Origin of the sequence: Streptomyces sp. DvalAA-43, from assembly GCF_900091725.1 — a bacterium.
In the GTDB taxonomy this organism is placed as follows: Bacteria; Actinomycetota; Actinomycetes; order Streptomycetales; family Streptomycetaceae; genus Streptomyces; species Streptomyces pulveraceus.
In genome coordinates this window covers 581,724-607,826 of the sequence record NZ_FMBW01000044.1, presented here as the reverse complement: position 1 = coordinate 607,826, position 26,103 = coordinate 581,724, and the positions used below count along the sequence as shown (strand labels likewise).

The following is a 26,103-nucleotide window of genomic DNA, read 5'->3' as shown; positions in this document are numbered from 1 at the left end:
GGCGCCCGCCGCCCCGGTCGCCGCTCCGGCTCCGGTGGCTCCGGCCGCCCCGGCGCCCGTCGCCGCCCCGGCTCCGGTCGCCCCGGCCGCGACCTCCGGTGACGACGGCGCCTACGTCACACCGCTGGTCCGCAAGCTCGCCGCCGAGAACGGCGTCGACCTGGGCGCGGTCAAGGGCACCGGCGTCGGTGGCCGCATCCGCAAGCAGGACGTCGTCGCCGCCGCGGAGGCCGCCAGGGCCGCCGCCGCTGCCCCGGCTCCGGTCGCCGCCGCCGCTGCTCCGGCCGCCTCGAAGGCGCCGAAGCTGGAGGCGTCCCCGCTGCGCGGTCAGACGGTCAAGATGACCCGCATGCGCAAGGTCATCGGCGAGAACATGATGAAGGCCCTGCACTCGCAGGCCCAGCTGACCTCGGTCGTCGAGGTCGACGTCACCAAGCTGATGAAGCTGCGCAACAAGGCGAAGGACGCGTTCGCCGCCCGCGAGGGCGTCAAGCTGTCCCCGATGCCGTTCTACGTCAAGGCGGCGGCCCAGGCGCTGAAGGCCCACCCGGTCGTCAACGCCCGGATCAACGAGGACGAGGGCACCATCACGTACTTCGACTCGGAGAACATCGGCATCGCCGTGGACGCCGAGAAGGGTCTGATGACCCCGGTCATCAAGGGTGCGGGCGACCTGAACATCGCCGGTATCTCGAAGAAGACCGCCGAGCTGGCCGGCAAGGCCCGCGGTGGCGGCCTGACGCCGGACGACATGTCCGGTGCCACCTTCACCATCAGCAACACCGGTTCGCGCGGTGCGCTGTTCGACACCGTCATCGTGCCGCCGAACCAGGCGGCCATCCTGGGCATCGGTGCCACGGTCAAGCGCCCGGCGGTCATCGAGACCGAGGAGGGCACCGTCATCGGTGTCCGCGACATGACGTACCTCTCGCTCTCCTACGACCACCGTCTGGTGGACGGCGCGGACGCCGCCCGTTACCTGACCTCGGTCAAGGCGATCCTGGAGGCCGGTGAGTTCGAGGTCGAGCTCGGCCTCTGAGCACCACTGCTGTAACCAGCCTCACCAGCGGCGCCCCCGTACGGAACACTTCCGGACGGGGGCGCCGCCGTATTGTCTAGACACCACCGGTCGCCCCGGCAATCGTGATGGTGCGAAGGCACCGGTTTGCCCCGAAGGAGCCCCTCATGACCCCGCCCGTCGTCCACTCGCTGCGCGAACAGATCCGCGAGCACATCGTGGACGGGATCGTCAGCGGGCGCTGGAAGCCCGGTGAGCGGATCGTGGAGCGCCGGATCGCCACCGAGCTGGAGGTCAGCCAGACGCCCGTACGCGAGGCGCTGAGGGAGCTGGAGACGCTCCGGCTGATCGAGTCGGCGCCCAACAAGGGCGTACGGGTCCGCAATCTCACCGCCGCCGACCTGGAGGAGAGCTATCCGGTACGGGCCGGTCTGGAGCAGATCGCGGCGGAGCTGGCGGCGCCCACCCTCGGCGAGGACTGCTCGCGCCTCACGCCGCATGTGACGGCGCTCTACGAGGCGGACCGGCTGGCCGACGGCGAGGCGCAGGTCCGGCACACCGTGGGCTTCCACCGCGAGATGGTGCGGGCCGCCGGGAACGCGGTGCTGCTGCACACCTGGGAGGGGCTGGGCATCGAGGTGTTCACCGCCCTGTCGATCCGGTGGCTGGGCACGGTGCAGAAGTCGTACGCGGAGGAGCACGAGGCCCTCATCGAGGCGTTCCTGCGCAAGGATCCGGACATCGGGGTACTGGTCAAGGCCCATGTGCTCGGCTGCGCGCCGCGCGCCTGAGGGCATCCGAGGGCGCCATACGCATCTGTCGCAGGGGGCGCTCGCCTGTGCGGTTGGGCGCCCTATTTGTACGATAAATCCCGTCACTCCGTGCCCCCTTTCGCGGCACCGCATGCCAATTTCTTCATATCGAGAAGTTTTGCCCTTCACCCTTTGATCGATCATCGATCGGCGCCTTACAGTTCACTCCGCGGGCCCACCGGCCCCATCGCCCTGTCCTGCCAGTCAGGGCCTTCTCCACCCCCCTCCACTCCGGAAGGCGGCGATCATGACCGACCCCGTAGGAAAGCTTCCGAGCGAGCTCGACCAGCTCCCGGACCGTGACCCCGAGGAGACCGCCGAATGGGCGGCCTCCCTGGATGCCGTCACCAAGGCCGCGGGCCCGCACCGCGCCGCGTACCTCATGCGGCGCTCGCTCCAGCACGCGGAGGGCGCCGGCATCGCGCTGCCCAAGCTGCTGGAGACCGATTACGTCAACACCATCCCGACCGCCGCCGAGCCCGCGTTCGACGGCGATCTGGAGATGGAGTCCAGGATCACCGCCTGGAACCGCTGGAACGCGGCCGCGATGGTCACCCGCGGCGCCCGCTACGGCGTCGGCGGCCACATCGCCACCTTCGCCTCGGCGGCCTGGCTGTACGAGACAGGCTTCAACCACTTCTTCCGCGGCAAGGAGGGGGACGGCTCCGGCGACCAGCTCTACATCCAGGGCCACGCCTCCCCCGGCATCTACGCCCGCGCCTTCCTCGACGGCCGGCTGAGCGAGCAGCAGCTCGACAACTTCCGCCAGGAGGCGGGCGGCGACGGACTGCCGTCCTACCCGCACCCGCGGCGGCTGCCCTGGCTGTGGGAGTTCCCCACCGTGTCGATGGGCCTCGGCCCGCTCTCGGCGATCTACCAGGCGCGCTTCAACCGCTACCTGGCCAACCGCAACATCAAGGACACGTCGAACTCGCACGTCTGGGCCTTCCTGGGCGACGGCGAGATGGACGAGCCCGAGTCGACCGCCGCCCTCGCCCTCGCGGCCCGTGAGCGGCTCGACAACCTGACCTTCGTCATCAACTGCAACCTGCAGCGCCTCGACGGCCCGGTCCGCGCCAACTTCCGTGTGGTCCAGGAGCTGGAGGGCGCGTTCCGCGGCGCAGGCTGGAACGTCGTCAAGACGCTCTGGGGTTCCGCCTGGGACGAGCTGTTCCGGCTGGACACCACGGGCGCGCTGGTCCGCCGGCTCCGGGAGGTCCCGGACGCGCAGTTCCAGACGTACGCCACCCGTGACGTCGCCTACATCCGCGAGCACTTCTTCGGCGCCGAGCCCGCGCTCGCCGAGCTGGCGAAGCTGCTCACGGACGCGAAGATCGCCGAGTGCTTCTACACCTCGCGCGGCGGCCACGAGGCCCGCAAGGTGTACGCGGCCTACCGGGCGGCCCTGGCGCACAAGGGCGCGCCGACCGTGATCCTCGCCCAGACGGTGAAGGGCTTCACGCTCGGCAAGGGCTTCGAGTCCAAGAACGCCAACCACCAGATGAAGAAGCTCTCGGTGGACGAGTTCAAGGACATGCGCGAGCTGCTCGGACTCCCGATCCCGGACAGCGCCTTCACCGACGGCCTGGTGCCCTACGGCCACCCGGGCGCCGACTCCCCCGAGGTCCGCTACCTCCAGGAGCGCCGTGCCGCCCTCGGCGGCCCCGCCCCGGCCCGCCGGGTGCACGCGGTGGCGCTGCCGCAGCCCGAGGAGCGCGCGTTCGCCGCGCTGAAGAAGGGCTCCGGCAAGCAGGAGATGGCCACCACGATGGCCTTCGTGCGCCTGGTCAAGGACCTGATGCGGGACAAGGAGACCGGCAGGCGCTGGGTTCCGATCGTCCCGGACGAGGCCCGTACCTTCGGCATGGAGTCGCTGTTCCCGTCGGCCGGCATCTACTCGCCCCTGGGCCAGACGTACGAGCCGGTCGACCGCGACCAGCTGATGTACTACAAGGAGGCCAAGGACGGCCAGATCCTCAACGAGGGGATCACCGAGGCCGGGGCCATGGCCGACTTCATCGCCGCCTCGACGTCGTACGCGACGCACGGCGAGACGATGATCCCCTTCTACATCTTCTACTCGATGTTCGGCTGGCAGCGGACCGGCGACCAGATGTGGCAGCTCGCCGACCAGCTCGGCAAGGGCTTCATCGTCGGTGCCACGGCGGGCCGTACGACGCTGACCGGCGAGGGCCTCCAGCACGCGGACGGCCACTCGCAGCTGATCGCCGCCACGAACCCCGCGTCGCTCAACTACGACCCGGCGTTCGCGTACGAGATCGCGGTGATCGTCAAGGACGGTCTGCGGCGGATGTACGGCCCCGAGGCCGAGAACGTCTTCTACTACCTGACGGTCTACAACGAGCCGAAGCCGCAGCCCGCGATGCCGGAGGGCGTCGAGGAGGGCATCGTCAAGGGTCTGTACCGCTTCAAGGAGGGCACGCCGGCCTCGCCGGAGGTCCCGAGGGTCCAGCTGCTGGCCTCCGGCACGGCGATCCACTGGGCCCTGGAGGCGCAGGAGCTGCTGGCCGCGGACTGGGGTGTCACGGCAGATGTCTGGTCCGCCACCTCCTGGGGCGAGCTGCGCCGCGAGGCGCTGGAGTGCGACGAGGCGCTGCTCCGCGGTGAGCAGCGGGTTCCGTACGTGACCCAGGCACTGGAGGGCGCTCCGGGCCCGGTCGTCGCGGTCAGCGACTGGATGCGTCAGGTCCCGGACCAGATCAGCCAGTGGGTGGAGCAGGACTGGTCCTCGCTCGGCACGGACGGCTTCGGCCTCTCGGACACCCGTGACGCGGCCCGCCGCCACTTCGGCGTCGACGCCCGTTCGATCGCGGTCGCGGCCCTGGCCCAGCTGGCCCGCCGCGGCGAGGTCACCGCGTCCTCGGTCAAGGAGGCCCGGGAGCGGTACGGGCTGTGATGTGCGGGCGGCCGGGCACACGCCCGGCCGCCTCCGCGCGGCATGCGGCCACAATGGCCGCATGCGTGCTGCCCGTCTGATCAGAATGGTGCTGCTCCTGCAGTCCCGCCCCGCCATGACCGCCGCGGAGCTGGCCCGGGAGCTGGAGGTGTCCGAGCGGACCGTCACCCGGGACGCGCAGGCGCTCTCGGAGGCGGGTGTCCCGGTGTACGCGGACCGGGGCCGGGCCGGGGGCTACCGGCTGGTCGGCGGCTACCGCACCCGTCTCACCGGCCTCGCCCGTGACGAGGCCGAGGCGCTCTTCCTCTCCGGACTGCCGTCCGCCCTGCGCGAGATGGGTCTGGAGGACGCCGCGTCCGCCGCCCGGCTCAAGGTGTCGGCGGCCCTGCTGCCCTCCCTGCGGGACGCCTCCGACAGCGCCGGCCGGCGCTTCCACCTGGACGCTCCCGGCTGGTACCAGGAACCGGTCACCCCCGAACTGCTGCCGGCCGTCGCCGAGGCCGTCTGGGACGACCGGATCGTCCGCGCCCGCTACCGCCGGGGCGGTGCGGACGGCGAGGTCGAGCGGGAGATGGCACCGCACGGGCTCGTCCTGAAGGCCGGGGTCTGGTACGTCTGCGCCCGGGTGGGGGACGACTTCCGGGTGTACCGGATCGACCGGTTCTCGGCCGTGGCGGTGTCGGAGGAGCGGTTCGAGCGCGACGAGCGGTTCGATCTGCCGGGCTTCTGGGACGAACGGGCCGCCCAGTTCGCCCGGTCGCTGCTGCGGGCCGAGGTGACGGTACGGGTGTCGCCGGAGGGCGTACGCCGACTGCCGTACACCATGGACCGTTCGGCGGTCCAAGAGGCGCTGGACGCGGCCGGGCCGCCCGATGCCGAGGGGTGGCTCACGGTCACCCTGGCGGTCGAGTCCTACGAGGTCGCCTACGGTCAACTCCTCGCCCTGGGGCCGGAGTCGGAGGTCCTGGAACCGGCCGCCCTGCGGGAGCGTTTCGCCGTGGCCGCCGAACGCCTGCGCGAGCTCTATCGCTGAGGGTTTCTTTTCCCCGCGCCCGCGTGCGTCGGCTCCTGCCAGGGCCGATGCTTGTCCCGTGATGGACGAGACGGAGTTCTGGGAGATCGTCGACAGCACCCGCGCGGCCGCCGAGGGCGACCCCGAGGACCAGGCCGAGCTGCTCGTCGAACGGCTGGTGCGGCTCGATCCCGACGCGGTGCTGGACTTCGCCCGGCACTTCGAGGCCCGTTTCAACCGCGCCTACCGCTGGGATCTGTGGGGCGCCGCCGCGGTGCTGCTCGGCGGCGCGAGCGACGACGCCTTCGACTTCTTCCGCTGCTGGCTGATCGGCCAGGGCCGGGAGGTCTTCGAGGGGGCACTGCACGATCCGGACGGCCTCGCCGATCTCCTCGACGACTTCGACGAGGAGATCGACGGGGACGCCGAGGAACTCGGCTACGCCGCCGACGAGGCGTACGAACAGCTCACCGGCGTGGTCGCCCCGGACCTCGGCCTGCCGCCCCAGGCCGCCGAGCCCGAGGGCACGCCCGTGGACTTCGAGGACGACGCGGCCCTGGCGGAGCGCTTCCCCTCGCTCTGGCGGCGGTTCGGGCCGGGCTGAGCTCTGGCGGCGGTTCGGGCCCGGCTGACGGGCCCTTTCACACCGTCGCGTCAGAAGTGGGTTCCGCCGTCGATGCGGATCTCCGTACCGGTGATGAACGCCCCGTCCCGGGAGCCGAGCATCGCGACGACGCCGGCCACGGTGTCCGGGCTGGCGAAGCCCGCCCCGAGCGCCGGGGAGAGCTTCGTGAAGAGCGACATGTCGGCATCGGCGGGCAGCCCCGGACCGTTGCCGCTGGTCATGTCGGAGGAGATCGAGCCGGGCGCCACGGCGACGACCCGCAGCCCCCGCTTGCTGTACTCGCTCGCCAGCGCGTGCGTCATCGACTGGATGCCGCCCTTGCTCGCCGCGTACGCCGACATGTACGGGTGCGCGAAGCTCGCCGAGGTGGAGGAGAAGTTCACGACGACCGGCTCGTGGCCGGCCAGCAGGGCCGGTATCGCCTCGCGGATCATCAGGAACGTACCCGTGAGGTTGACCGCGAGGATCTTGTTGAAGAACTCCAGCGTCGTCTTGTGGGTGTGCTCGGAGCGCAGGATTCCGGCGGCGTTGACCAGGACGTCGAGCCCGCCGAGGGTCTCCACGGCGGAGGCGACGCCGGCCTGGACCGCGGCCTCGTCCGAGATGTCCAGGACCAGGGTGGTCAGGCGCCCGTCGGTGCCGTTCGCCACGGCGGTGTCGTGGGTGGCCTTCAGCCCGGCCTCGTTGACGTCGGCCGCGACGACGCGGCCGCCCTCGGCGAGGACGCGGTGGACGGTGGCCTGTCCGATGCCGGAGCCGCCCCCGGTGATGAGTGCGCGGCGGCCTTCGTAACGGTTCATTTTCTTTCTCTCCCGATCCCGGTTGCTGCCCGGTGACTGCCCGGTGACAGCTGTACCGAAGCGTCTCGGCGGCGCCCCGATGACGTCCCGATCGATGTCTACCGTACGCCTAGGTGGCACGTTTTGCCATGGCGGCATTTCGCGTACACCTCGCCCCTTCCGGGGTAATCTCCGGGGAATGAGCACCGAGCCGACCCAGCCGTCCCTCACCGAGCGCCGCAAGGCCGCGACCCAGCTGGACATCGCGCGCGCCGCGGCCGCGCTCTTCGCCGAGCGGGGACCCGACGGCACCACGGCGGAGGACATCGCCGGCCGGGCGGGCGTGGCGCTGCGCACCTTCTACCGCTACTTCCGCTCCAAGCAGGACGCGGTGGGCCCGCTGCTCTCCGGCGGCGCCGAACGCTGGCGGGCACTGCTGGAGGCGGCCGAGCCCGGGGACCCGCTCGCCGGAATCCTGGAGCGGGCGGTCACCGAGGCGCTCCGGGCGCCGGGCGCCGACGCCGCCGAGCAGCTCGGCTGGACGCGCGGGCTGCTGCGCGCGGCGGCACAGGACCCGGCGCTGCGCGCCGTCTGGTACCGGGTCAACCAGGATTCGGAGGAACGGCTGCTGCCGGTGCTGGCGCGACTGGCGGGCGACGGGGCGGACCCGCTGGAGGTCCGGCTCGCCGCGGCCGCCGCCACGGACGCGGTACGGGTCGCCCTGGAGGCCTGGGCGGCGACGGACGCGCCGACGGCCGGGCCCGGCTCACCCGCCGATCTGGCGGTCCGCTGTCTGCACCACCTCATGGGCGGCATGCGGCTGTTCAAGCCGTAGCGGTCGGGTCACGGGGCGAGTCAAGCCGTAGCGGCCGGAGCACAGGGCGAGTCAAGCCGTAGCGGCCGGGTCACGGGGCGAGCGGGCGGCCCATCAGTATGTCGTCGACGTAGCGCCCGTCCAGGAAGAACTCACCGGGCAGCACCCCCTCGACGACGAACCCCTCCGACTCGTACAGGGCGCGCGCGGGCGCGTTGTGCCCGAGCACCCGCAGGGTCATCCGGTTCGCCCCGTCGCCGCGCGCGGCCGCGAGGGCGGCCCGCAGCAGGGCCCTGGCGATCCCCCGGCCACGCGCCCAGTCGGCCACGGCGAGGCCCTGTATCTGCCGGACATGGGCGTTGCAGGCCAGCGGGGTCGGCGGGACCACCCTGGTGTATCCGGCCAGGCGCGGTTCGCCCGCGCCGTCCTGCGCCTCGGCCACCAGGAAATCCTCGGGGCGGTGCCGGTCGTCGAAGAACGGCGCGTACGGCGGCTGCGGCCTGGGCATCACGGCGTGCAGCGTCGACCAGGTGGCGCGGTCGAGTTCGCCGAGCGCGGCTTCGTCGTGGGGGGCCGCGGGGCGGATGCGGCAGGGCGGATACGTGTGGACCTCGGACATGCGCGCCACTGTGCCACGGCGCCCCTCGCCCGGTCAGCCCGGTTTCTCCGCCCGGTCAGCCCGTTTCTCCGCCCGGCATGCCGATGACACGAGAGGCCGCCGGGCCCGGCAGGCGGGTCCGCCGGGGCCGTTGGGGCAGGATGGACCCCATGCTGCACTCCCGTATCGCTGTCAGCGGAGCATCCGGACTCGTCGGAACGGCGCTGGTGCGTTCACTGCGGGCCGACGGGCACGAGGTGGTCCGCCTCGTACGGCGTCCGGCACGGTCCGGCGACGAGGTGGAGTGGGACCCCCGGCGCGGCTACGTCGACGTGGCGGGGCTGGTCGGCTGCGATGCCGTCGTCCACCTCGCCGGGGCCGGGGTCGGTGACCACCGCTGGACGGAGGCGTACAAGCGGGAGATCCGGGACAGCCGGGTGCTGGGCACGGCGGCGGTCGCCGAGGCCGTCGCCTCGCTGGACGTACCGCCGAAGGTGCTGCTGTCCGGGTCGGCGATCGGCTACTACGGCGACACCGGGGACCGCGCCGTCGACGAGGGCGCCCCGGCCGGCGAGGGCTTCCTGCCGTCCGTCTGCGTGGAGTGGGAGGCCGCCACGGCCGCCGCCCAGCAGGCGGGCGTACGGACCGTGCACGCGCGCACCGGTCTGGTCGTCGCCCGCGAGGGCGGGGCCTGGGGACGGCTCTTCCCGCTGTTCCGGGCGGGGCTCGGCGGCCGGCTCGGCAGCGGGCGCCAGTACTGGAGCTTCATCGCGTTGCACGACGAGGTCGCGGCGCTGCGCCACATCCTGGACACGGAGTCGCTGTCCGGCCCGGTGAATCTGACCGGACCCGATCCCGTCACCAACAGCGAGGTGACGGCCGCGATGGGGCGGGTGCTGCACCGACCCACGCTCTTCACGGCTCCGGCCCCGGCCCTGCGGATCGCCCTCGGGGAGTTCGCGCAGGACGTGCTGGGGAGCCAGCGGGTGCTGCCGGGCCGGCTGCTGGACTCGGGCTTCGTCTTCGCCTTCCCGGGGATCGACGCGGCCATCCGCGCGGCGCTGAGCTGAGCGCGCCTCCACCGCGCCACCGACGCGCCGCGGGAGCACCGTTACCCGCCGGGCCGCGCCCCGCGCACCGCCGGCCGACGCCCCCGCCGCGGAATCGGAAGGACATGCGACCCCGTGCAACGGTGCCCCGGGCACGCGCGACTGCGCCTTCGTCGGCCACCCTCCTAGCCTCCTTGCGAACTCGGGCATTCCGGGGGCCTGTTGGGGGCAAGAGCCTCCCAGCAGTCGCGCCGACTCGGGGAGGGGCACGTGCTCAGCACGGCACACCACGCGGACGTCGTCATCATCGGGGCCGGGATCGCCGGCCTGTCAGCCGCCCACCGATTGACCAGTGCAGGGGTAAGTGTCAGCGTCCTGGAGGCCGGCCCCCGGGTCGGCGGCCGGATGTCCACCGCGGAGCTGGACGGCTTCCGGCTCGACCACCTCGGCCCGCTCCTCAGCACCTCCTACCCGGAGCTGCGCACGACACCCGGTCTCGAAGGACTGGTGCTGCGCAATTTCGCCCCGGGGGTTCTCGTCCACAGCGAGGGGCGGCTCTACCGCACCGGCGATGTACGGGGCGCTCGGGGCGCGCTCAAAGCGGCGCGCGCCCTCGCAAGCGCCCCCCGGCCGCCGATGGGCGGGCCGATCGACCAGGCCCGGCTGGGCGCCGCCCTGACCCGGCTCGCCGCCACCCCGTCCGCCCGCATCCTGGCCCGGCCCGAACAGACCGCGCTCGCCGCCCTGTCCCACCGCGGCCTGCCCTCCCGCACGGTCAACGGCTTCCTCCGCCCGCTGCTCGCCGCGCTGCTCAGCGACCCCGGGCTCAGCACCTCCAGCCGGTGCGCCGACCTCGCCCTGCGCGGCTACGCGCGCGGCAGGCTGTGCGTGCCCGAGGGCGGCTCGGGGACCCTGCCCGAACTCCTCGCGGCGGCGCTGCCACCGGGCACCGTGCGCACGGGCGTGCATGTCACGGCCGCCGACATCACCTCGGTGCGCACCAAGGAGCACGGCGAACTGGGCTGCCGTTCCCTGCTGCTGGCGACCGGGGCGGGTGCCGCCGCCGAGCTGCTGCCCGGTCTGCGGGTGCCGCCCTTCCACCCCGTGACGGTCCTTCACCACACGGCTCCCGTCGCCCCGCCGACCGGTGCCGCACTGCTGCTGGACGCCGACCGCTCGGGCCCGGTCGCGCACACCGCGGTGATGAGCGCGGTCGACCCCTCGCGCGCCCCGCACGGCCGTACGCTGATCAGCTCGACGGTGCTCGGCACCCCGCCCGCCGACCTGGACCGCACGGTCCGTACCCATCTCGCCGCCCTGTACGGCACCCCCACCGACGACTGGGAGCTGCTGGCCACCCACCACGACCCCGAGGCGGTCCCCGCGATGCCCGCTCCGCACGATCCGCGCCGGACGGTGCGGCTGCTGGCCGGTCTGTACGTGTGCGGCGACCACCGGGACACGAGTACGGTCCAGGGCGCCCTGTTCTCGGGCCGCCGGGCGGCCGAGGCGATCCTCACCGACCTGGGCGTACGACCGGGCAGCGGGACGGCCCTGCCGGAAGCGGCGTAGGACCGGGACAGAACCCAGGACGGCGCGGGTCTCACGCCGACGCGGGTCCCATGACGGCCGGGGCGGACCGGCGGGCCGCCCCGGGCTCACCCGAGCCCGGCGACCCGGTCTCGGTAGCCGCGTACCGCGACGGCGTCCCGGTAGGGCTCCAGGCGCCGCTCGAAGTCCCGTACGTACTCCGTCGCCCGCACCGAGCGCATCTCCGCGGCCTGCTGGGCGGCCTCGGCGCCGAGCGCGCACGCCTGGTCGAGCTCACCGAGCCCGAGCCGGGCGGAGGCCAGTACCACCTGGCAGAACAGCCGGCTGCGGGCGTACGCCGGGGAGCGCAGCTGGAGGGAGCGCTCCGCGTGCTGCGCCGCGGCCCGGTACTGCTGGAGGTCCCGGTGGCAGTGCCCGAACTCGTCGGCGAGCTGGGCCTCGTCGAAGTACCGCGCCCAGTGCGGCACCTCGTCCCCGTGCCGGGCGATCTCCAGGGCGTGTTCCGCCCGCGCCAGTGAGGTGGTGCAGGGCCTGGCCTCGCCGAGGACCCCGTGGCCGCGCGCCTCGACGGCGTGCAGCAGGGCCTGGACGACGGGCGGCGCCGACGAGCCGATGCCCTGCTGGGCCACCCGGGCCAGCTGCACGGCCTCCCTGCCGTGGCCCAGGTAGACCGCCTGCCGGCTCATGGTGATCAGGACGTAGCTGCCGTACGCCCGGTCCCCGGCGGCCTGGGCGAGCCGCAGCGCCTGGACGAAGTACCGCTGGGCCAGGCCGTGGGCCGCGATGTCGTACGAGGTCCAGCCCGCCAGCCGGGTCAGGTCGGCGGCGGCGGAGAAGAGCCTGCGCCCGGTCGCCTCGCCGTACGTTCCCCGGAGCATGGGTTCCGTCTCGTGCTCCAGGTACCGGACGAGGGCCTGGCGGGCGTGGCCGCCGCCGTAGGCGTTGTCGAGGGTGCGAAAGAGCTCGCCGACCGAGCGCAGGGCGGCGACGTCACCGCCGCTGACCCGCTGGCCGGGGCCGCGCTCGGACTGCCGCTGCCGGGGGACGCCGGGGGCGCCCGGCAGCGGCAGCCCGGCGCCCGAGGGGACCGGAGCCTGCGGGGACGGTGGGGAGCCCGGGGGCGCGGAGGGCCCGGAGGGCCGGGAGGGCACCGGCCCGCGGGGCCCGCCCCGGCCACCGGCGCCGGACGCCCCGCCGTGCGCCCCGTACAGGCCGTGCGCTCCCGGCACTCCGCGCGCCCCGCCGGGGCCGGTGGGGCCGCCGGGCCGCACGGAACCACCCGCCTCGACGCCCCCCGCCGCACCACCGGCCCTGCCGACCCCGCCCGGCCTGCCGATCCCACCGGCCCCATGGGCTCCACCGGCACCATGGGCCCCACCGGTCGTGTGAGCCCCACGGGCCCCGGCAGCGCCATGGGCCCCACCGGCCCCGCCGTGCACCTGGGCCGGGGGCTCGCTCGCCCGCCCCACCCACTCGTCGGCCCGGCCGATCAGCCAGTCCCTGCTGGGGACGACGAGCCCGGCCGGGGTGAAGGCGATCTTGCGCAGCTCCGCATGGCTGCCCGAGTCCTTCCGCCACAGCCCGCTGACGATGTCGACCGCCTCCGCGGGCGTGGCCGCGAATTCCAGGCCCGCGTAGACCGGAGCGCACGCGTCGAGGCCCAGGTCCTGTGCGGTGAGGCGGCGCCCGAGCCGCCGGGTGAAGACCTCGGCGATCAGCGCGGGGGTGGTCCCCCGGGGCTGCTGGCCGCGCAGCCAGCGGGTCACGGACGTCTTGTCGTACCGCAGGTCGAGGCCGTGTTCGAGGCCGAGTTGGTCCACCCTGCGGGCGAGGCCGGCGTTGGAGAAACCGGCCTCGGTGATGAGCGAGGCGAGTCGGCGGTTGGGGGTGCGCTGCGGAGGTCGTTCCGACATCAGCTGTACGGTCTCCTGCCTTCGGGGCCGGGCGGGCAGCCCTTATGGAACGGCGCGAATTTAGCGGCCTCCGCAGCAGTCGAAGCCACCTTCGCTTCACTTTCATCCGATCGTGTGAGGATTGAGGACGGCGCTGACGGGAAGACCTGCCGGGCCGCCGCCCGGGAGCCGGTCGTACAGTGGCCCGGGGCGTGATTTCTGTGCATGGTGACGCGGCTCCGGACACCCCCCGGCGCCCGGCACCGCGAGTAGGAAGGCATCTGTCGTGGCTGAGCTTCGGTTCGTCCGGCTGGGATTCGGCGAGCAGGCCGTCGACTACCAGGAGGCCTGGCAGAAGCAGCGCGAGGTGCACGCGGCCAGATTCGAGGACACCGTCCCGGACACCTGCCTGCTGCTGGAGCACCCGCCCGTCTACACGGCCGGACGGCGCACGACCGACAGCGAACGCCCACTGGACGGCACCCCCGTCATCGACGTGGACCGCGGCGGCAAGATCACCTGGCACGGCCCCGGGCAGCTGGTCGGCTACCCGATCCAGAAGCTGCCCCGCCCGGTGGACGTCGTCGCGCATGTCCGCCGGCTGGAGGACGCGCTGATCCGTACCGCCGCCGAGTTCGGCGTGGAGACGACCCGGGTCGAGGGCCGCAGCGGTGTCTGGGTGCTCGGCGATCCGGTCGAGGACCGCCCGGCGATCGGCGGGCTCGCCCTGGACTTCGACCCGCGGCTGCACGACGAGGAGTTCGACGCCCGGCTGAACGGCCCCGAGTACGCCCCCTCCAACGCCGGCCAGCGCCGCGAGGACCGCAAGCTGGCGGCGATCGGCATCCGGGTGGCCAAGGGCGTGACCATGCACGGCTTCTCGTTCAACGTGAACCCGGACAACACCTGGTTCGACCGGATCGTGCCGTGCGGCATCCGGGACGCGGGCGTCACCTCACTGGCGTACGAGCTCGGCCGCGACATCACCATCGCGGACGTGCTCCCGGTCGTCGAGAAGCACCTCAAGGACGTCCTGGAGAACGCCGCTCTCGCCCCGCGCACCGTCGAGCGCCCGGCCGATGCCGTGGCCACGGCGTGACGTACGGATCATCCGGCGGGGAATAGGCCCTGCCGGCCACAGGTTGGCCAGACGTAAAGCCGTCTGAACCACGGGCGTACCCTGGTGTTCGCCGAAGAATCCAATGCAGTGAAAGCAAAGGGGAGTGCCGGAGTGTCCGCTGTCGCACCCGACGGGCGCAAGATGCTGCGCCTGGAGGTCCGGAACAGCCAGACCCCCATCGAGCGCAAGCCCGAGTGGATCAAAACCCGGGCGAAGATGGGCCCCGAGTACAACCAGCTGCAGAAACTCGTGAAGAGCGAGGGTCTGCACACGGTGTGCCAGGAGGCCGGCTGCCCCAACATCTTCGAATGCTGGGAGGACCGCGAGGCCACCTTCCTCATCGGTGGTGACCAGTGCACCCGGCGCTGTGACTTCTGCCAGATCGACACGGGCAAGCCGCAGGCGCTGGACCGGGACGAGCCCCGCCGCGTCGGCGAGTCCGTCGTCACGATGGACCTGAACTACGCCACCATCACCGGCGTCGCCCGCGACGACCTGGAGGACGGCGGAGCCTGGCTGTACGCGGAGACCGTGCGCCAGATCCACGCGCTGACGGCGGAGCGGGAGGCCGGCCGCACCAAGGTCGAGCTGCTGATCCCCGACTTCAACGCGGAGCCCGAGCAGCTCGCCGAGGTCTTCTCCTCGCGCCCCGAGGTGCTCGCGCACAACGTCGAGACGGTGCCGCGGATCTTCAAGCGGATCCGCCCCGGCTTCCGTTACGAGCGCTCCCTCGAAGTCATCACGCGGGCCCGCGAGGCCGGTCTGGTGACCAAGTCCAACCTGATCCTCGGCATGGGCGAGACCCGCGAGGAAGTCAGCGAGGCGCTCCAGGACCTGTACGACGCGGGCTGCGAGCTCATCACGATCACGCAGTACCTGCGGCCGTCCGTGCGCCACCACCCGGTGGAGCGCTGGGTGAAGCCGCAGGAGTTCGTGGAGCTGAAGGAGGAGGCCGACGAGATCGGCTACTCCGGTGTGATGTCCGGGCCGCTGGTCCGTTCCTCGTACCGCGCGGGACGTCTCTTCCAGCAGGCGATCGAGCGGCGCGGCGCCGTCGCCGCGGCGCCCACCGTGTGAATCCGAGCACAAGAAGCTACCGCTGAGTAATAGCTGAGCCGGTGCGGCCCGTACGCTCCCCGCAGGTCGGAGGCGCGTATGGGCCGCTTCGACGTGCGCGGCGCCCGTATCAAGGTTTCATTGGTGTTTGACCGACCGGTCATGCGCTGGTAACACCGAGCAGTGACGCTGGGTGCACACGGCGCGGTGGCCGGCGGCGGCCGTCCGGCCGCTGCCGCCCCGCTTCCCGCGCCCAGCGCACGCCACCCACTTCGCGCAACGCAGTCCCGGGCAGTTCGGTCCGGGCAACTGAGTCCCGCAACTCAGTCCGCACATCCGCTCCGAGGAGATCTCCACGATGCAGGCCGTGCCGGTACGCGCCACCGCCATCCCTTCCGTCACCGATGCTCTCCGTGCCGTCGAGTCGCTGGTCCTGGCCGGCGGCCAGCGCACCGCCCGCCGCAACGCATGGACCGCCGTCCTGGAGGACCGCCGCCGGGCCAAGGACAGGGTCGAGGCCGAGTACGTACTGGAGGCCGCGGCCGACCACCGTTCCCAGGCCACGTAAACTTCTGTACATGGCGAGGAAGGCAAACACTGAAGGCGCGGACAGCGCCGAGAACGCGGGGCGGCTCAAGCAGATCGCCCTGACCTACAAGATGGCCAGGCGGTCCGACCCGAAGGTCGGTCTTGTCGTCGCGGGCGTGGGAATTGTCACCTTCGGTGTCCTCCTCGGGGTCGGCTTCCTGATCGGCCACCCGATCTATCTGGGCATCCTGGGCTTCGTGCTGGGCCTCCTCGCGATGGCGATCGTCTTCGGACGGCGTGCCGAGCGTGCCGCCTTCGGGCAGATGGAGGGCCAGCCGGGCGCCGCGGCGGCGGTGCTGGACCGCGTGGGGCGGGGCTGGACCACGACTCCCGCGGTCGCGATGAACCGCAGCCAGGACGTCGTCCACCGCGCCGTCGGCAAGGCGGGCATCGTGCTGGTCGGCGAGGGCAACGCGAACCGGGTGAAGCTGCTGCTCGCGGCCGAGAAGAAGAAGATGGCGCGCATCCTGGTCGACGTACCGGTGCACGACATCATCGTCGGCAACGACGAGGGCCAGGTGCCGCTCAAGAAGGTGCGCACCAAGATGCTGAAGCTGCCGCGCGTCCTCACCGGCCCGCAGGTGACGGCCGCCAACGACCGGCTGCGCGCGATGGGTGACCTGATGAGCAACATGCCGCTGCCCAAGGGCCCCATGCCGAAGGGCATGCGGATGCCGCGCGGCGGAAAGATGCGCTGACGCCGGACACGTACGAAGAGGCGGGGCGCGAACCGGATCGGTTCGCGCCCCGCCTCTTCGTCTTCTGCCGTCTCCTGCCGCCGTCTGCGCCTCAGAAACGGACCTGGACGGCGCGGGCCAGCCGGTCGTGCAGGCCGCGGCCGTCGCGGTCCCAGACCAGGGCCGGGATCACCAGGCAGACCAGCGCGCTGCGGACGATCACCCGTCCGAACGTCAGCCGCCCGCCGTTCTCGGCGACGACCCTGATGCCCAGGATGCGCTTGCCCGGCGTACAGCCGATGGTCCCGACGGTGAGCACGCTCAGTACGAAGAAGATGCCCAGCGCCCAGTTTCCGGCCGCCTGCTGGTCACCGCGGGCGAACAGCCCGTATGCGATCAGCAGGCACAGCGCCCAGTCGATGAAGAGCGCGCCGAAGCGCCGGCCGAGCGGTGCCACGGAGCCCGGTCCGTGCTCGGGCAGGCCAAGCCGCTTGCCCCGGTAGCCGAAGTCGGCCCCCATCTCCTCGGCGGCCGCGCGAGGACCGGAGAGCCACGATCCGATTACTTGCCTGTTGTCCACCCGAACACGGTACTGCGCCCGTCCGCCCGCCCGGCCGGGCGGGTGCCACGGCCGGCCCCCGGAGCGGCCGGGACACGGGCCTCTATCGGGCCACGGGGCGCCGGTCACACCCGCCCCGGTTAACTTCTGCGAAACAAATGGGTCATGCTTGAGAAATCCGGTCTGCCTATGGTCGGGTCCAGCGTGTGCCACCGCACTGGCCGCACCACGAGCTACAACCCCGTCCCTCCCGGGCCGGGAGTAGGAGGAGTTGGATGTTCCAGAACGCCGACGACGCGAAGAAGTACATCGCCGACAATGACGTCAAGTTCATCGACGTCCGGTTCTGTGACCTGCCCGGTGTGATGCAGCACGTCACCGTCCCGGCGGCGACCTTCGACCCGGCCGACGAGCTTGCCTTCGACGGCTCGTCGATCCGCGGCTTCCAGGCCATCCACGAGTCCGACATGGCGCTGCGCGCGGACCTGTCGACCGCCCGGGTCGACCCCTTCCGCCGTGACAAGACCGTCAACATCAACTTCTTCATCCACGACCCGATCACCGGCGAGCAGTACAGCCGTGACCCGCGGAACGTGGCCAAGAAGGCCGAGGCGTACCTCGCCTCCACCGGCATCGCCGACACCGCGTACTTCGGCCCCGAGGCCGAGTTCTACGTCTTCGACAACGTCCGCTTCCAGACGTCGGCGAACGAGAGCTTCTACCACATCGACTCCGAGGCCGGCGCCTGGAACACCGGTGCGGTAGAGAACAACCGCGGCTACAAGGTCCGCTACAAGGGCGGTTACTTCCCGGTCCCGCCGGTCGACCACTTCGCCGACCTGCGTGCCGAGATGTCCCTGGAGCTGGAGAACAGCGGCCTCCAGATCGAGCGCCAGCACCACGAGGTCGGCACCGCCGGCCAGGCCGAGATCAACTACAAGTTCAACACGCTGCTCGCCGCGGCCGACGACCTGATGCTCTTCAAGTACATCGTGAAGAACGTCGCCTGGCGCAACGGCAAGACCGCGACCTTCATGCCGAAGCCGATCTTCGGCGACAACGGCTCGGGCATGCACGTCCACCAGTCCCTGTGGGCCGGCGGCGACCCGCTGTTCTACGACGAGCAGGGTTACGCGGGCCTCTCGGACATGGCCCGCTACTACATCGGCGGCATCCTCAAGCACGCCCCGTCGCTGCTGGCCTTCACCAACCCGACGGTGAACTCCTACCACCGCCTGGTCCCCGGCTTCGAGGCCCCGGTCAACATGGTGTACTCGCAGCGCAACCGCTCGGCCGCGATGCGCATCCCGATCACGGGCTCCAACCCGAAGGCCAAGCGCGTCGAGTTCCGCGCCCCGGACCCGTCGTCCAACCCGTACCTGGCCTTCTCCGCGCTGCTGATGGCGGGCCTGGACGGCATCAAGAACAAGATCGAGCCGGCCGAGCCGATCGACAAGGACCTCTACGAGCTGGCTCCCGAGGAGCACGCGAACGTCCAGCAGGTCCCGACCTCCCTCCCGGCCGTCCTGGACGCGCTGGAGGCGGACAACGAGTACCTCCAGGCCGGCGGCGTCTTCACGTCCGACCTGATCGAGACCTGGATCGACTACAAGCGCACCAACGAGATCGCCCCGATCCAGCTGCGCCCGCACCCGCACGAGTTCGAGCTGTACTTCGACCTCTAAGGTGCGGAGCCGGATGAGCTGGGGCCGAGCCCCGGAGACCGGCTTGGACGAGGGCCGCCACCCCGCGATCGGGGTGGCGGCCCTCGTTCGTCCGCGTACCCGTTCGCTCGGTGGTCGCCGTACGTCGCGAGGGGCGCCGATCACTCGCGCCGAAGAGATGCACGCCTCGGAATCGACTTCGGGGCCCTGGAGACCGGCGATCCCGGGCAACCGCTCCGCCGACGTAGTCGTGCCCAAGGGGCGGTCGTCCCGTCAGTGCCGCAGGGCCGTTCCCACGTCGGCCTTGATGTCGCCAGACAGCTTGCGGTTGCTGCGGGCCACGGCGTCCTTGGCTGTCCTGGCGGCTACGTCGGCGACCGTCACCACCACCGTGTCCTGCAGATTGCCTTTTCCGTCGCGGAAGTTGACCTGCACCGCATACGACTTCGACGAGTCGGTGGTGTTCTTCACGGTGACCTTCGCGGTGGCGCGGCCGTCGCCGTCGGTGGTCGGTCTGCCCAGCTCGACGTCGTCCTTGGCGTTCACGCCGTTCTTGAAGCTGTTCAGTTTCTCGCTCGCGGCGGCCGTCGCCGAGGCGACCACGTCGGCGCCCCGGGAGGCCACCGATGCCGCGGCGGACGCGGCCCTGGACGCGGTGCTGGAGGTGCCGCCGTCGTCGGAGCAGGCAGCGGCCGTCGAGATCACGGCTGTTGTCAGCAGTACGGCCCACACGCCTCGCGCGGCTTTCCTCGTCATCGTGCCTCCAGCGGTTGCCCTTTCGTCCCAGTCAACGGGGCGGTGGGGCGGGGCGCATGCCGTGTATGCCGGACGGGTGAGGGCCAGGACCTCGATTCGCGACGTGGTGGAGGGCGGTCGAGGCTGGGGGCATGTGCGATCAGGGCGTGGACGGCGCACCGGAGGCGATGCCGCGTGGGCGACGGCGGTGGCCGTGGGTGCTGCTGGTGGTCGTGCTCGCGCTGGCCACCGGGGGTGCCGTGGCCGTCGAGCTGGTCGCCGGTGCGCTGTCGAGGGACGGGACGGAGCCGCGCCGGATCGGCTACCGGGTCACCGGCACCGCCAAGGACGTCACCGTCACCTATCCGACCTGGCGCGACGGCGACCTCGCGACCGCGCGGCTGACTCTGCGGACGCTGCCGTGGGCCGCGGAGACGCGGACCAGGGGCTTCATGAACGGCGGCTCCTTCGCCGTCACCCTCGGTGCGTCGGGCGGCGAGGTGGCCTGTGCCGTGACGGTGGACGACGGGACCGTACGGACGGCCACGGCCTCCGGGGCCTTCGCCACGGCGACCTGTGACGGGTTCTGAGGCAACGGCTGTGCCCCCGGGCCCCGGAGGGCGCGGGGGCACAGCCACGGGTGCGCCGGCCGTCAGCGGCCGTAGCGGATCAGGGCACGGACCATGCGGCAGGTCGTGTCGGACGGCGGGTGGATGCCGGTGCGCTCGGCAGTGGCCCGTATCTTGTCGTTGGTCGCGGTCGACGGGTAGTAGACGCCCGTGTCCAGCAGGGCGATCGCCAGCCGCATGGCCTTCAGGCGGCGGTTGTGGGAGACGTACCACTCACGGGGTCGGCCCGCGGGGAGCGGCTTCTTCGTCAGGGGCTTGTGGAGCGGCTTGGTCGTGACTGTGGCAACGGCCATGGGCAACCTCCTGGCACGGTCGTGGAACCCTCACGAACTGCCTCCATTTTACTGCCCGGCACTGACAATCGGCCCTGGCCAGAGGGGCTTTCGGGGAGTACCTCGCGTACCTTGGGCCCCATGGAGATCTGGATCAATCCCGCCTGTTCCAAGTGCCGCGGCGCGGTGCGGCTGCTCGATGCCGAGGGTGCCGAATACACCGTTCGCCGCTATCTGGAGGACGTGCCCTCGCCGGAGGAGATCCGGGCCGTGCTCGACCGGCTCGGGCTGGAGCCGTGGGACATCACGCGGACGCAGGAGGCCGATGCGAAGGAGCTCGGGCTCAAGGAGTGGCCGCGCGAGGCCGGTTCGCGTGAGCGGTGGATCTCCGCCCTCACCGAGCGGCCCAGGCTCATCCAGCGGCCGATCATCACCGCGGACGACGGGACCGCCGTCGTGGCGCGCACGGACGAGGCGGTACGCGAGGCGCTGGGGCGCTGAGCCTCCCCGGGCGGCCCGTGCGACCGCCCGTCACCCGAGGAAGTCCTCGATCCTGCGGTTCAGCTCGCCGGCCGTCGGTCCGTGCAGCGGCAGTGTGTGATGGGTCGCGCCGGGAATCGTCGCCGTCGTCACTCGTGGGAGCAGCCGGTTCGCGGTGGCGGCGACGCGGGCCGGGTCGTGGGCCCGGCCGCGTCCGGCGAGCAGGAGCAGGGTCGGTACGTCCAGTCGGCGCAGGGCCTCGGGCGTGGGGCGGGGCCCGGTGACCGGGCGGGTGAACGGGAATCCGGCGGCCGCGTCACGCAGGCGCAGCCAGGCCGGGTCGAGCGCGGCGCCGCCCGTCTCCCACTCCAGGAAGGCCCGGGTCCGCCGTGCCGCGGGCCGGATCAGCATCGGCAGTGCGTGCAGCAGGTAGCCGGGCCGGAATCCGGCGAAGCACTGCGTCGGGTCCACGAGGACCAGCTTCGGGACGCGGTGAGGCGCGTGCAGGGCGTACTGGAGGGCGATCCAGGCCCCGTAGGAATGCCCGCCCAGCGCGGTGCGGTCCGCGCCCAGTCCGTCCAGCACCCCGTCGAGCCAGGACGTCAGGTCCCGCACCGTGCGGATCGGGTACTCCCCCGCGACGCTGCGGCCCGGGTCGCCGATCAGGTCGACGGCGTGGACGCGGTGGGTACGGCCCAGGTGGGCCGCCTGGGCGTACCAGACGGTGGAGGTGGCGCCGCCGCCGGGCAGCAGCACCAGGGGCGGGGCGTCCGCGGGGCCGCAGCTGTTGACGCGGGTGGTGCCGTACGGGGTGGTGACCCTGGAGTACGTCGTGCCGGCGGGCCAGGCGGCCGCCAGGACCTCTTCGTACTCCTCGTGGAACGACGCGGGTGGTGCCGTGACTGTCATGGGTGCCTCCCTGGCCGTGCTGCTCCCGGATTCCGCATATTATCTCGCTCGGCGAGACAATGGACTCGTCGGAGCGGAAGGAGAGTCGATGAGCGAGCCGGGGCCGGAGCTGGAGATCGTGCATCTGCTGCGCAAGGTGACCGTCGAATTCGGGCTGCGCCAGGCGGAGTTCGCGGCCCTCCACCACATGCACAGCACCGATGTCCGCGCCCTGATCTGCCTGCTGGACGCCGAGCGGGCGGGGACGGACGCCACCGCCGGGTGGCTCGGCGCACAGCTCGGGCTCAACTCCGCGGGCACCACCGCCGTCATCGACCGTCTGGAACGGCTCGGCCATCTCACCCGCACCCGTGATCCGCGCGACCGACGGCGGGTCCTGCTGGCGGTCGACGATCGGGCGGTGGAGCTGGGGTGGGCGTTCTTCGGGCCGCTGATCGAGAACACGGTGGCGGTGCTGCGCGATTTCGACGAGAGCGAGACGGCCGCCGTCCGGCGCTTCCTGTACGCCGCGCACCGGGCGGTCACCTCGATCCCCTGACCCCCGGGGCGCGTCCGCCCGGGTGGCGCCCGACGGCCCCGGGTGCCACCGCTCGCCGTGCTACGCGCCCGCCTGCTGCTCCGCCTGGGCCAGCAGCTCCGTCAGGCGCAGCCCGAACCGTACGTCGCACGGGTGCGGGTCCCCCGTACGCACCGAGTGGATCAGCGCGTCGACCGCCGCCCGGAACGAGCCGACCGCGTCGCCCCACCGGGGCAGGGCGGCCGTTCCCTGTTCACCCCTGAGCTCGATCTCCATGGCGGCGGCGCCGGGGGGCGCCCCCAGCGCGAGCGTCACGGTGCTGGACGCGCCGGAGGCGTGGCGGAGGATCAGATGCGTGGTGTCGGCCGGGCCGCGGGCCGCGGTCAGCCCGGTCACATCGCCCAGTACCGGGATCAGGACCGACAGGACGTGCGGGCCGACGTCCCACAGGCCGCCCTTGTCGCGGCGCCACGGCGAGGCCGCGTACTCGTTCGTCGCGCCCGGGGCGAACAGGGCCCCGATCCACTCGCCCCGGGCGGTGAACCAGCCGTCCACGGCGGCCTGTTCCTCGATCCACGCGGATGTCTCGGCCGCGAACCGCAGGGTGCAGAAGACGAGGGAGGCGACCCCGGTCTGCTCGACGGCCCGGACCACCTCACGGGCGCCCGCGACGGTGGTCGCGACCGGCTTGTCCAGCAGCAGGTGACGGCCGGTGGCCGCGGCGCGGGCGGCGAGCGGGGCCTGGACGTCCGGCGGCAGGGCGAACGCGACGGCGTCGCTGGCGGCGAAGAGCTCGTCGATGCCCGCCTCACCGCTGTACGCCGTGGTGCCGTGCGCGGCGGCCAGCTCCTTCGCGGCCTCGGGGCGGCGGCCCCAGACACCGCTCAGTGCGACGCCGGGGTGGGCGGCGAGGGCGGGGGCCTGGGTGTTGTGGGCCCAGGGGCCCGCACCGACGAGGCCGATGCGCAGGGGGGTCGGGGGAAGTGTCGTCATGGGGCAAGTCTGCCGGGTGCGCCGGTCCGGACCCGTATTGAGTTGGCGTGGGGCGGTGTCGGTGGCTACGTTTGCGGAGCCGGCCGCGGGACTCCGGCGCGACTTCCGGGACTTGCCTATGAAGCAGTGATTTCGCTGTTCGCGCCCCCATTCCCCGGCCGGCGCTCCGCCTCCGTGCACGGCGGCGCGCGACACCACGGGGGGACGATGACCACCAGCAACGGAACCGACGCGGGTCTCGTCGCGGCCGAGGACGTGCTGCTCTTCGTCAACGCGGCGATCACCGCGACCGGCCAGCGCGAGTTCCGCTCGACCGCGTACCAGCAGCGGCTCTCACTGGACTTCCTCCATGAGTACGTACGGGTCAACTACCGCCGGGTGTACGCCGCCGCGCTCGCCCTCGACATCAACGACCACAACGCCGCGCTCATCGTCCGGGGGCTGCTGGAGCACGCCGCCGACGCGAGCGCCGGGGAGCGGCGCGCCGAGGGCCGGCTGATCGCCGCCCGGCTGGCGAAGCTGCCCCCGCAGCGCGTGTACCGGCTGTTCCGGGCGCTGCGCGCGGCCGGGGTGAACAACCGGCGCACCCGCGCGATCATGCGGGACTGGCTGACCGCCCGGCCCGATCCGGCGCACGACGCGGTGAAGTACCGCGCCGGGCTGAAGACCGCGGCCCGCCACGTCCACCTGCGGTTCGGCGGCGCCGGGGAGCCGGACGAGACGGGCGACTTCCTGTTCCGGCCGGGCCGTCGGACGAGCTACCGGCACGGGCTGCTCGACGCCTGGCGGCGCGCCCATTACGAGCAGGGGGCCGTCGAGGAGCTGCCGCTCACCGTCGCCGAGGGCTTCGCCGCCCGGCGCGGAATGAAGCGCGAGGTGTTCCTGGAGCGGATGGCGCCGCGGATGACCCGGCTGGAGCGGCTGCGGACCCTGGAGCGGCGCGGTACCGGAAAGGACGCGCGGCCGCCCGCCGATGTGGACCTGGCCGTGATGCCGCTGACCCGGCTCGCCCTGTACGTCCTGTCGCTCGGCTTCGAGGCGCGGCGCGGGCGCCGCGCGGAGCTGACCCGGGCGCTGCGCGCGGCGGCCCGTCGCGCGGCGGGCCCGCACGCCGGGAGCTGGGGCCGGGTCGCCGCCGTGCTGGACGACAGCTACTCGTCGTCCGGGTCGGGCGAGAAGCGGCGGCGCCCGCTCGCCGTGGCGCTGGCCTGCCACTTCCTGCTGGAGGCGCTGGCCGCGCCGGGTGCGTACAGCGCGCTGTGGACCTCGGGGCGTACCGATCCGCTGCTGGTCAGGCCGTGGGGGCCGACCCCGCTCGGCAGCCGTGTGCTGGACGCGCTGGAGCTGGGCCCCGACCGGCTGGTCATCGTCTCGGACGGCTGGGACAACGCGCCGCCCGGACTCGCCGGTGAGGTGCTGCGGGTCTGGCGGACCCGGCTCGATCCGGAGCGGCGCACCGCGGTGGTGCATGTGAACCCCGTATACGACGCGGACGGTTTCGATGTGCGGCGCCTCGCGCCGGGGGTGCCCACGGCGGGTGTCCGGGACGCGGAGGACCTGCCCGCGCTGGTGGAGATCGCGGGGTTCGCCGAGGGACGCACGGGAGCGGCGGCGCTGTACGCCTATCTGGACCGGCAGGTGGCGCGATTCGTGGGCGACGACGGGGCGGGAGCGACTTCGTGAACAGGCTCGAACTGACCGGGCTCGCCACCCGCCCCGCCCAGGTGTGGGGCGGCATCCGGCTGGTGCCGCTGGTGCGCGAGCGGCCCGTGGAGGGGTTGCGGCTCCACGAGGAGCTGTACCCGGACCACGGGTACGGCGTCGTGGACCTCGGGCCGCGCGCGCACTACGCCTCGGTCATCCCGCACGGCTTCGTCGCCGACTGGTCCGGCGAGGGCGAGCAGTCCGCCGCGTACGGTACGCAGCTCGGCGCCCCGGGCACCCGGCCGCGGACCGCACGGCTCCAGCGCCACCGGCACCACCGGATGGCGAAGCGCCGACCGGGCGACCGGCTGCGTTTCCTGCCGCTGCACCTCGCGCTGGAGGGCTATCTCGCCCTGCACTTCGGCGGGCCCGCCGTCGCCTGGGAGGAGTGGTCGCGGCAGGCGCTGCGCGACGGGCTCTCGCCGCGCGCCGAGGACGCGTACCTGGGGTGGTCGGTGCGCGGGCTCGGTGACGCGCTGCGGGTCTTCGAGATCCACCCCGGCCAGTGCGGAGTGATGGTGTACGCGGCCGACGCGCTGGCCGCCGCGTTCGTCGTGCCGCATCCGGACGACTACCGGGTGCTGCACCCGTCACTCGTCGAGGACCTGTACGGCGAGCTGATCCACCAGTACGCGCTGTACGGCGCTCCCGTGCCGGAGTTCTCGGCCCGGATACCCGACGGTCCCGGGCTGCGGACGCTCGCCGGTCTGCGGGAGGCGGCGCGGGCGCAGGAGCGGGCGTGGGCCGAGGCGCACGACACCCTGTTCGCGGGTGAGCTGCTGGACACCTCGTACGCCTTCGACCGGGTGTACCGGATGGGGTCGTTCACGCTGTGGCGGTTCCTGCCGCCGTTCCGGACGGGCGGGGCGGGGCAGCACATCGGTGAGACGATCACCGACCACAAGGGGCAGGTCGCCTATCTGAAGACGTTCCGGCTGTCCGAGGCGCAGATCAGGCGCGGCCATCTGCTGCACCGGCTCGCCGCGGCGGACTGGCGGCTCGCGGGGGCGGCCGAGGCGCTGGGCACCACGCGGGAGGAGTTGGTCCGCCGGATCCGCGCGGCCGGTTTCGAGTCGCTGCTGAGGGCCCGTGCGTAGCGCGGAAATGCCCGGTAACACGGGGTTCACATCCGG

At 72.5% G+C, this 26,103-nt stretch carries 26 protein-coding genes; 18 read left to right on the top strand and 8 right to left on the bottom strand.

Features of this window, described 5'->3' with window-relative positions; all coding sequences use genetic code 11:
* The 5 genes from sucB to GA0115234_RS19510 all read left to right on the top strand — a co-directional run.
* Nucleotides 1–1,039, top strand: a 1,039-nt coding sequence (sucB, locus tag GA0115234_RS19530; RefSeq protein WP_093543422.1) for a 2-oxoglutarate dehydrogenase, E2 component, dihydrolipoamide succinyltransferase, incomplete at its 5' end; no start/stop codon positions are given.
* A 146-nt stretch (nt 1,040–1,185) separates the two neighbouring features.
* Nucleotides 1,186–1,809 carry a GntR family transcriptional regulator gene (locus GA0115234_RS19525; RefSeq protein WP_093543328.1) on the top strand — a complete coding sequence of 208 codons (624 nt, stop codon included), beginning with the start codon at nt 1,186–1,188 and terminating at the stop codon, nt 1,807–1,809.
* Nucleotides 1,810–2,077: 268 nt separating this feature from the next.
* Nucleotides 2,078–4,747: a pyruvate dehydrogenase (acetyl-transferring), homodimeric type gene (gene aceE / locus GA0115234_RS19520; RefSeq protein ID WP_093543326.1), complete on the top strand. Its 2,670-nt coding sequence runs from the start codon at nt 2,078–2,080 to the stop codon at nt 4,745–4,747.
* Nucleotides 4,748–4,808: 61 nt separating this feature from the next.
* Nucleotides 4,809–5,780 carry a helix-turn-helix transcriptional regulator gene (locus tag GA0115234_RS19515; RefSeq protein ID WP_093543420.1) on the top strand — a complete coding sequence of 324 codons (972 nt, stop codon included), beginning with the start codon at nt 4,809–4,811 and terminating at the stop codon, nt 5,778–5,780.
* A 61-nt stretch (nt 5,781–5,841) separates the two neighbouring features.
* Nucleotides 5,842–6,363 (top strand): DUF4240 domain-containing protein, encoded by a 522-nt coding sequence (locus tag GA0115234_RS19510; RefSeq protein ID WP_093543324.1) that lies wholly within the window; start codon nt 5,842–5,844, stop codon nt 6,361–6,363.
* A gap of 50 nt (nt 6,364–6,413) precedes the next feature.
* On the opposite strand, the gene GA0115234_RS19505 is transcribed toward GA0115234_RS19510, so the two are convergent.
* Complete coding sequence (locus tag GA0115234_RS19505) at nt 6,414–7,184, bottom strand: SDR family NAD(P)-dependent oxidoreductase (RefSeq protein WP_093543322.1); 771 nt, start codon at nt 7,182–7,184, stop codon at nt 6,414–6,416.
* 178 nt (nt 7,185–7,362) lie between these two features.
* On the opposite strand from GA0115234_RS19505, the gene GA0115234_RS19500 reads away from it, so the two are divergent.
* Complete coding sequence (locus tag GA0115234_RS19500; RefSeq protein WP_093543320.1) at nt 7,363–7,998, top strand: TetR/AcrR family transcriptional regulator; 636 nt, start codon at nt 7,363–7,365, stop codon at nt 7,996–7,998.
* A 70-nt stretch (nt 7,999–8,068) separates the two neighbouring features.
* Here GA0115234_RS19500 and GA0115234_RS19495 read toward each other — a convergent pair whose 3' ends face one another.
* Nucleotides 8,069–8,596 carry a GNAT family N-acetyltransferase gene (locus tag GA0115234_RS19495; protein ID WP_093543318.1) on the bottom strand — a complete coding sequence of 176 codons (528 nt, stop codon included), beginning with the start codon at nt 8,594–8,596 and terminating at the stop codon, nt 8,069–8,071.
* A 149-nt stretch (nt 8,597–8,745) separates the two neighbouring features.
* Here GA0115234_RS19495 and GA0115234_RS19490 point away from each other — a divergent pair, with 149 nt between their 5' ends.
* The gene (locus tag GA0115234_RS19490; RefSeq protein ID WP_093543316.1) at nt 8,746–9,645 is read left to right on the top strand and encodes a TIGR01777 family oxidoreductase; all 900 of its coding nucleotides are present in this window, start codon (nt 8,746–8,748) and stop codon (nt 9,643–9,645) included.
* A gap of 249 nt (nt 9,646–9,894) precedes the next feature.
* Entirely contained in the window at nt 9,895–11,196 is a 1,302-nt protein-coding gene (locus GA0115234_RS19485) for an NAD(P)/FAD-dependent oxidoreductase (RefSeq protein ID WP_093543314.1), read from the top strand.
* 86 nt (nt 11,197–11,282) lie between these two features.
* On the opposite strand, the gene GA0115234_RS42815 is transcribed toward GA0115234_RS19485, so the two are convergent.
* On the bottom strand, nt 11,283–13,088 hold the full coding sequence (locus GA0115234_RS42815; protein WP_093543312.1) for a regulator: 1,806 nt from the start codon (nt 13,086–13,088) through the stop codon (nt 11,283–11,285).
* A gap of 265 nt (nt 13,089–13,353) precedes the next feature.
* Between GA0115234_RS42815 and lipB the strand changes: the two genes are divergently transcribed.
* From lipB to GA0115234_RS19460, 4 genes are all read left to right on the top strand, one after another.
* Complete coding sequence (gene lipB, locus GA0115234_RS19475) at nt 13,354–14,166, top strand: lipoyl(octanoyl) transferase LipB (RefSeq protein ID WP_093543310.1); 813 nt, start codon at nt 13,354–13,356, stop codon at nt 14,164–14,166.
* A gap of 132 nt (nt 14,167–14,298) precedes the next feature.
* Nucleotides 14,299–15,264, top strand: a complete 966-nt coding sequence (gene lipA / locus GA0115234_RS19470; protein WP_072483310.1) for a lipoyl synthase — start codon at nt 14,299–14,301, stop codon at nt 15,262–15,264.
* Between the two features lie 337 nt (nt 15,265–15,601).
* On the top strand, nt 15,602–15,811 hold the full coding sequence (locus GA0115234_RS19465) for an SCO2195 family GlnR-regulated protein (protein WP_093543308.1): 210 nt from the start codon (nt 15,602–15,604) through the stop codon (nt 15,809–15,811).
* 10 nt (nt 15,812–15,821) lie between these two features.
* On the top strand, nt 15,822–16,529 hold the full coding sequence (locus tag GA0115234_RS19460; RefSeq protein WP_093543306.1) for a DUF4191 domain-containing protein: 708 nt from the start codon (nt 15,822–15,824) through the stop codon (nt 16,527–16,529).
* Between the two features lie 91 nt (nt 16,530–16,620).
* Here the strand turns inward: GA0115234_RS19460 and GA0115234_RS19455 are convergent, their stop codons facing one another.
* A complete protein-coding gene (locus tag GA0115234_RS19455) occupies nt 16,621–17,088 on the bottom strand; it encodes an RDD family protein (RefSeq protein ID WP_093543304.1) in 468 nt (155 codons plus the stop codon).
* Between the two features lie 254 nt (nt 17,089–17,342).
* On the opposite strand from GA0115234_RS19455, the gene glnA reads away from it, so the two are divergent.
* Entirely contained in the window at nt 17,343–18,752 is a 1,410-nt protein-coding gene (glnA, locus tag GA0115234_RS19450) for a type I glutamate--ammonia ligase (RefSeq protein ID WP_093543302.1), read from the top strand.
* 252 nt (nt 18,753–19,004) lie between these two features.
* Here the strand turns inward: glnA and GA0115234_RS19445 are convergent, their stop codons facing one another.
* The gene (locus GA0115234_RS19445; protein ID WP_237541510.1) at nt 19,005–19,487 is read right to left on the bottom strand and encodes a hypothetical protein; all 483 of its coding nucleotides are present in this window, start codon (nt 19,485–19,487) and stop codon (nt 19,005–19,007) included.
* A 131-nt stretch (nt 19,488–19,618) separates the two neighbouring features.
* On the opposite strand from GA0115234_RS19445, the gene GA0115234_RS19440 reads away from it, so the two are divergent.
* Nucleotides 19,619–20,056 carry a hypothetical protein gene (locus tag GA0115234_RS19440; RefSeq protein ID WP_093543298.1) on the top strand — a complete coding sequence of 146 codons (438 nt, stop codon included), beginning with the start codon at nt 19,619–19,621 and terminating at the stop codon, nt 20,054–20,056.
* A gap of 62 nt (nt 20,057–20,118) precedes the next feature.
* Here the strand turns inward: GA0115234_RS19440 and GA0115234_RS19435 are convergent, their stop codons facing one another.
* A complete protein-coding gene (locus GA0115234_RS19435; protein ID WP_093543296.1) occupies nt 20,119–20,388 on the bottom strand; it encodes a hypothetical protein in 270 nt (89 codons plus the stop codon).
* 120 nt (nt 20,389–20,508) lie between these two features.
* Between GA0115234_RS19435 and GA0115234_RS19430 the strand changes: the two genes are divergently transcribed.
* Complete coding sequence (locus tag GA0115234_RS19430) at nt 20,509–20,868, top strand: ArsC/Spx/MgsR family protein (RefSeq protein WP_093543294.1); 360 nt, start codon at nt 20,509–20,511, stop codon at nt 20,866–20,868.
* A 30-nt stretch (nt 20,869–20,898) separates the two neighbouring features.
* Here GA0115234_RS19430 and GA0115234_RS19425 read toward each other — a convergent pair whose 3' ends face one another.
* Nucleotides 20,899–21,756 carry an alpha/beta fold hydrolase gene (locus GA0115234_RS19425; protein WP_093543292.1) on the bottom strand — a complete coding sequence of 286 codons (858 nt, stop codon included), beginning with the start codon at nt 21,754–21,756 and terminating at the stop codon, nt 20,899–20,901.
* An 88-nt stretch (nt 21,757–21,844) separates the two neighbouring features.
* Between GA0115234_RS19425 and GA0115234_RS19420 the strand changes: the two genes are divergently transcribed.
* Complete coding sequence (locus GA0115234_RS19420) at nt 21,845–22,294, top strand: MarR family transcriptional regulator (RefSeq protein ID WP_093543291.1); 450 nt, start codon at nt 21,845–21,847, stop codon at nt 22,292–22,294.
* Between the two features lie 60 nt (nt 22,295–22,354).
* On the opposite strand, the gene GA0115234_RS19415 is transcribed toward GA0115234_RS19420, so the two are convergent.
* Nucleotides 22,355–23,266 (bottom strand): Gfo/Idh/MocA family protein, encoded by a 912-nt coding sequence (locus GA0115234_RS19415; RefSeq protein WP_093543289.1) that lies wholly within the window; start codon nt 23,264–23,266, stop codon nt 22,355–22,357.
* 207 nt (nt 23,267–23,473) lie between these two features.
* On the opposite strand from GA0115234_RS19415, the gene GA0115234_RS19410 reads away from it, so the two are divergent.
* Both GA0115234_RS19410 and GA0115234_RS19405 read left to right on the top strand, forming a co-directional pair.
* Nucleotides 23,474–24,949 (top strand): hypothetical protein, encoded by a 1,476-nt coding sequence (locus GA0115234_RS19410; RefSeq protein ID WP_093543287.1) that lies wholly within the window; start codon nt 23,474–23,476, stop codon nt 24,947–24,949.
* On the top strand, nt 24,946–26,067 hold the full coding sequence (locus GA0115234_RS19405; protein ID WP_093543286.1) for an ARPP-2 domain-containing protein: 1,122 nt from the start codon (nt 24,946–24,948) through the stop codon (nt 26,065–26,067). The genes GA0115234_RS19410 and GA0115234_RS19405 overlap by 4 nt, the downstream gene beginning before the upstream one ends.
* The last annotated feature ends 36 nt before the right edge of the window (nt 26,068–26,103 follow it).

Coding starts and splice junctions, on each gene's coding strand:
- GA0115234_RS19420 (WP_093543291.1), top strand. CDS start 21,845: ATGAGCGAGCCGGGGCCGGAGCTGGAGATCGTGCATCTGCTGCGCAAG.
- GA0115234_RS19460 (WP_093543306.1), top strand. CDS start 15,822: ATGGCGAGGAAGGCAAACACTGAAGGCGCGGACAGCGCCGAGAACGCG.
- GA0115234_RS19510 (WP_093543324.1), top strand. CDS start 5,842: ATGGACGAGACGGAGTTCTGGGAGATCGTCGACAGCACCCGCGCGGCC.
- GA0115234_RS19500 (WP_093543320.1), top strand. CDS start 7,363: ATGAGCACCGAGCCGACCCAGCCGTCCCTCACCGAGCGCCGCAAGGCC.
- GA0115234_RS19495 (WP_093543318.1), bottom strand. CDS start 8,596: ATGTCCGAGGTCCACACGTATCCGCCCTGCCGCATCCGCCCCGCGGCC.
- glnA (WP_093543302.1), top strand. CDS start 17,343: ATGTTCCAGAACGCCGACGACGCGAAGAAGTACATCGCCGACAATGAC.
- GA0115234_RS19515 (WP_093543420.1), top strand. CDS start 4,809: ATGCGTGCTGCCCGTCTGATCAGAATGGTGCTGCTCCTGCAGTCCCGC.
- GA0115234_RS19435 (WP_093543296.1), bottom strand. CDS start 20,388: ATGGCCGTTGCCACAGTCACGACCAAGCCGCTCCACAAGCCCCTGACG.
- GA0115234_RS19465 (WP_093543308.1), top strand. CDS start 15,602: ATGCAGGCCGTGCCGGTACGCGCCACCGCCATCCCTTCCGTCACCGAT.
- GA0115234_RS19415 (WP_093543289.1), bottom strand. CDS start 23,266: ATGACGACACTTCCCCCGACCCCCCTGCGCATCGGCCTCGTCGGTGCG.
- GA0115234_RS19440 (WP_093543298.1), top strand. CDS start 19,619: ATGTGCGATCAGGGCGTGGACGGCGCACCGGAGGCGATGCCGCGTGGG.
- GA0115234_RS42815 (WP_093543312.1), bottom strand. CDS start 13,088: ATGTCGGAACGACCTCCGCAGCGCACCCCCAACCGCCGACTCGCCTCG.
- GA0115234_RS19490 (WP_093543316.1), top strand. CDS start 8,746: ATGCTGCACTCCCGTATCGCTGTCAGCGGAGCATCCGGACTCGTCGGA.
- GA0115234_RS19410 (WP_093543287.1), top strand. CDS start 23,474: ATGACCACCAGCAACGGAACCGACGCGGGTCTCGTCGCGGCCGAGGAC.
- GA0115234_RS19430 (WP_093543294.1), top strand. CDS start 20,509: ATGGAGATCTGGATCAATCCCGCCTGTTCCAAGTGCCGCGGCGCGGTG.
- GA0115234_RS19505 (WP_093543322.1), bottom strand. CDS start 7,184: ATGAACCGTTACGAAGGCCGCCGCGCACTCATCACCGGGGGCGGCTCC.
- GA0115234_RS19525 (WP_093543328.1), top strand. CDS start 1,186: ATGACCCCGCCCGTCGTCCACTCGCTGCGCGAACAGATCCGCGAGCAC.
- GA0115234_RS19445 (WP_237541510.1), bottom strand. CDS start 19,487: ATGACGAGGAAAGCCGCGCGAGGCGTGTGGGCCGTACTGCTGACAACA.
- GA0115234_RS19425 (WP_093543292.1), bottom strand. CDS start 21,756: ATGACAGTCACGGCACCACCCGCGTCGTTCCACGAGGAGTACGAAGAG.
- aceE (WP_093543326.1), top strand. CDS start 2,078: ATGACCGACCCCGTAGGAAAGCTTCCGAGCGAGCTCGACCAGCTCCCG.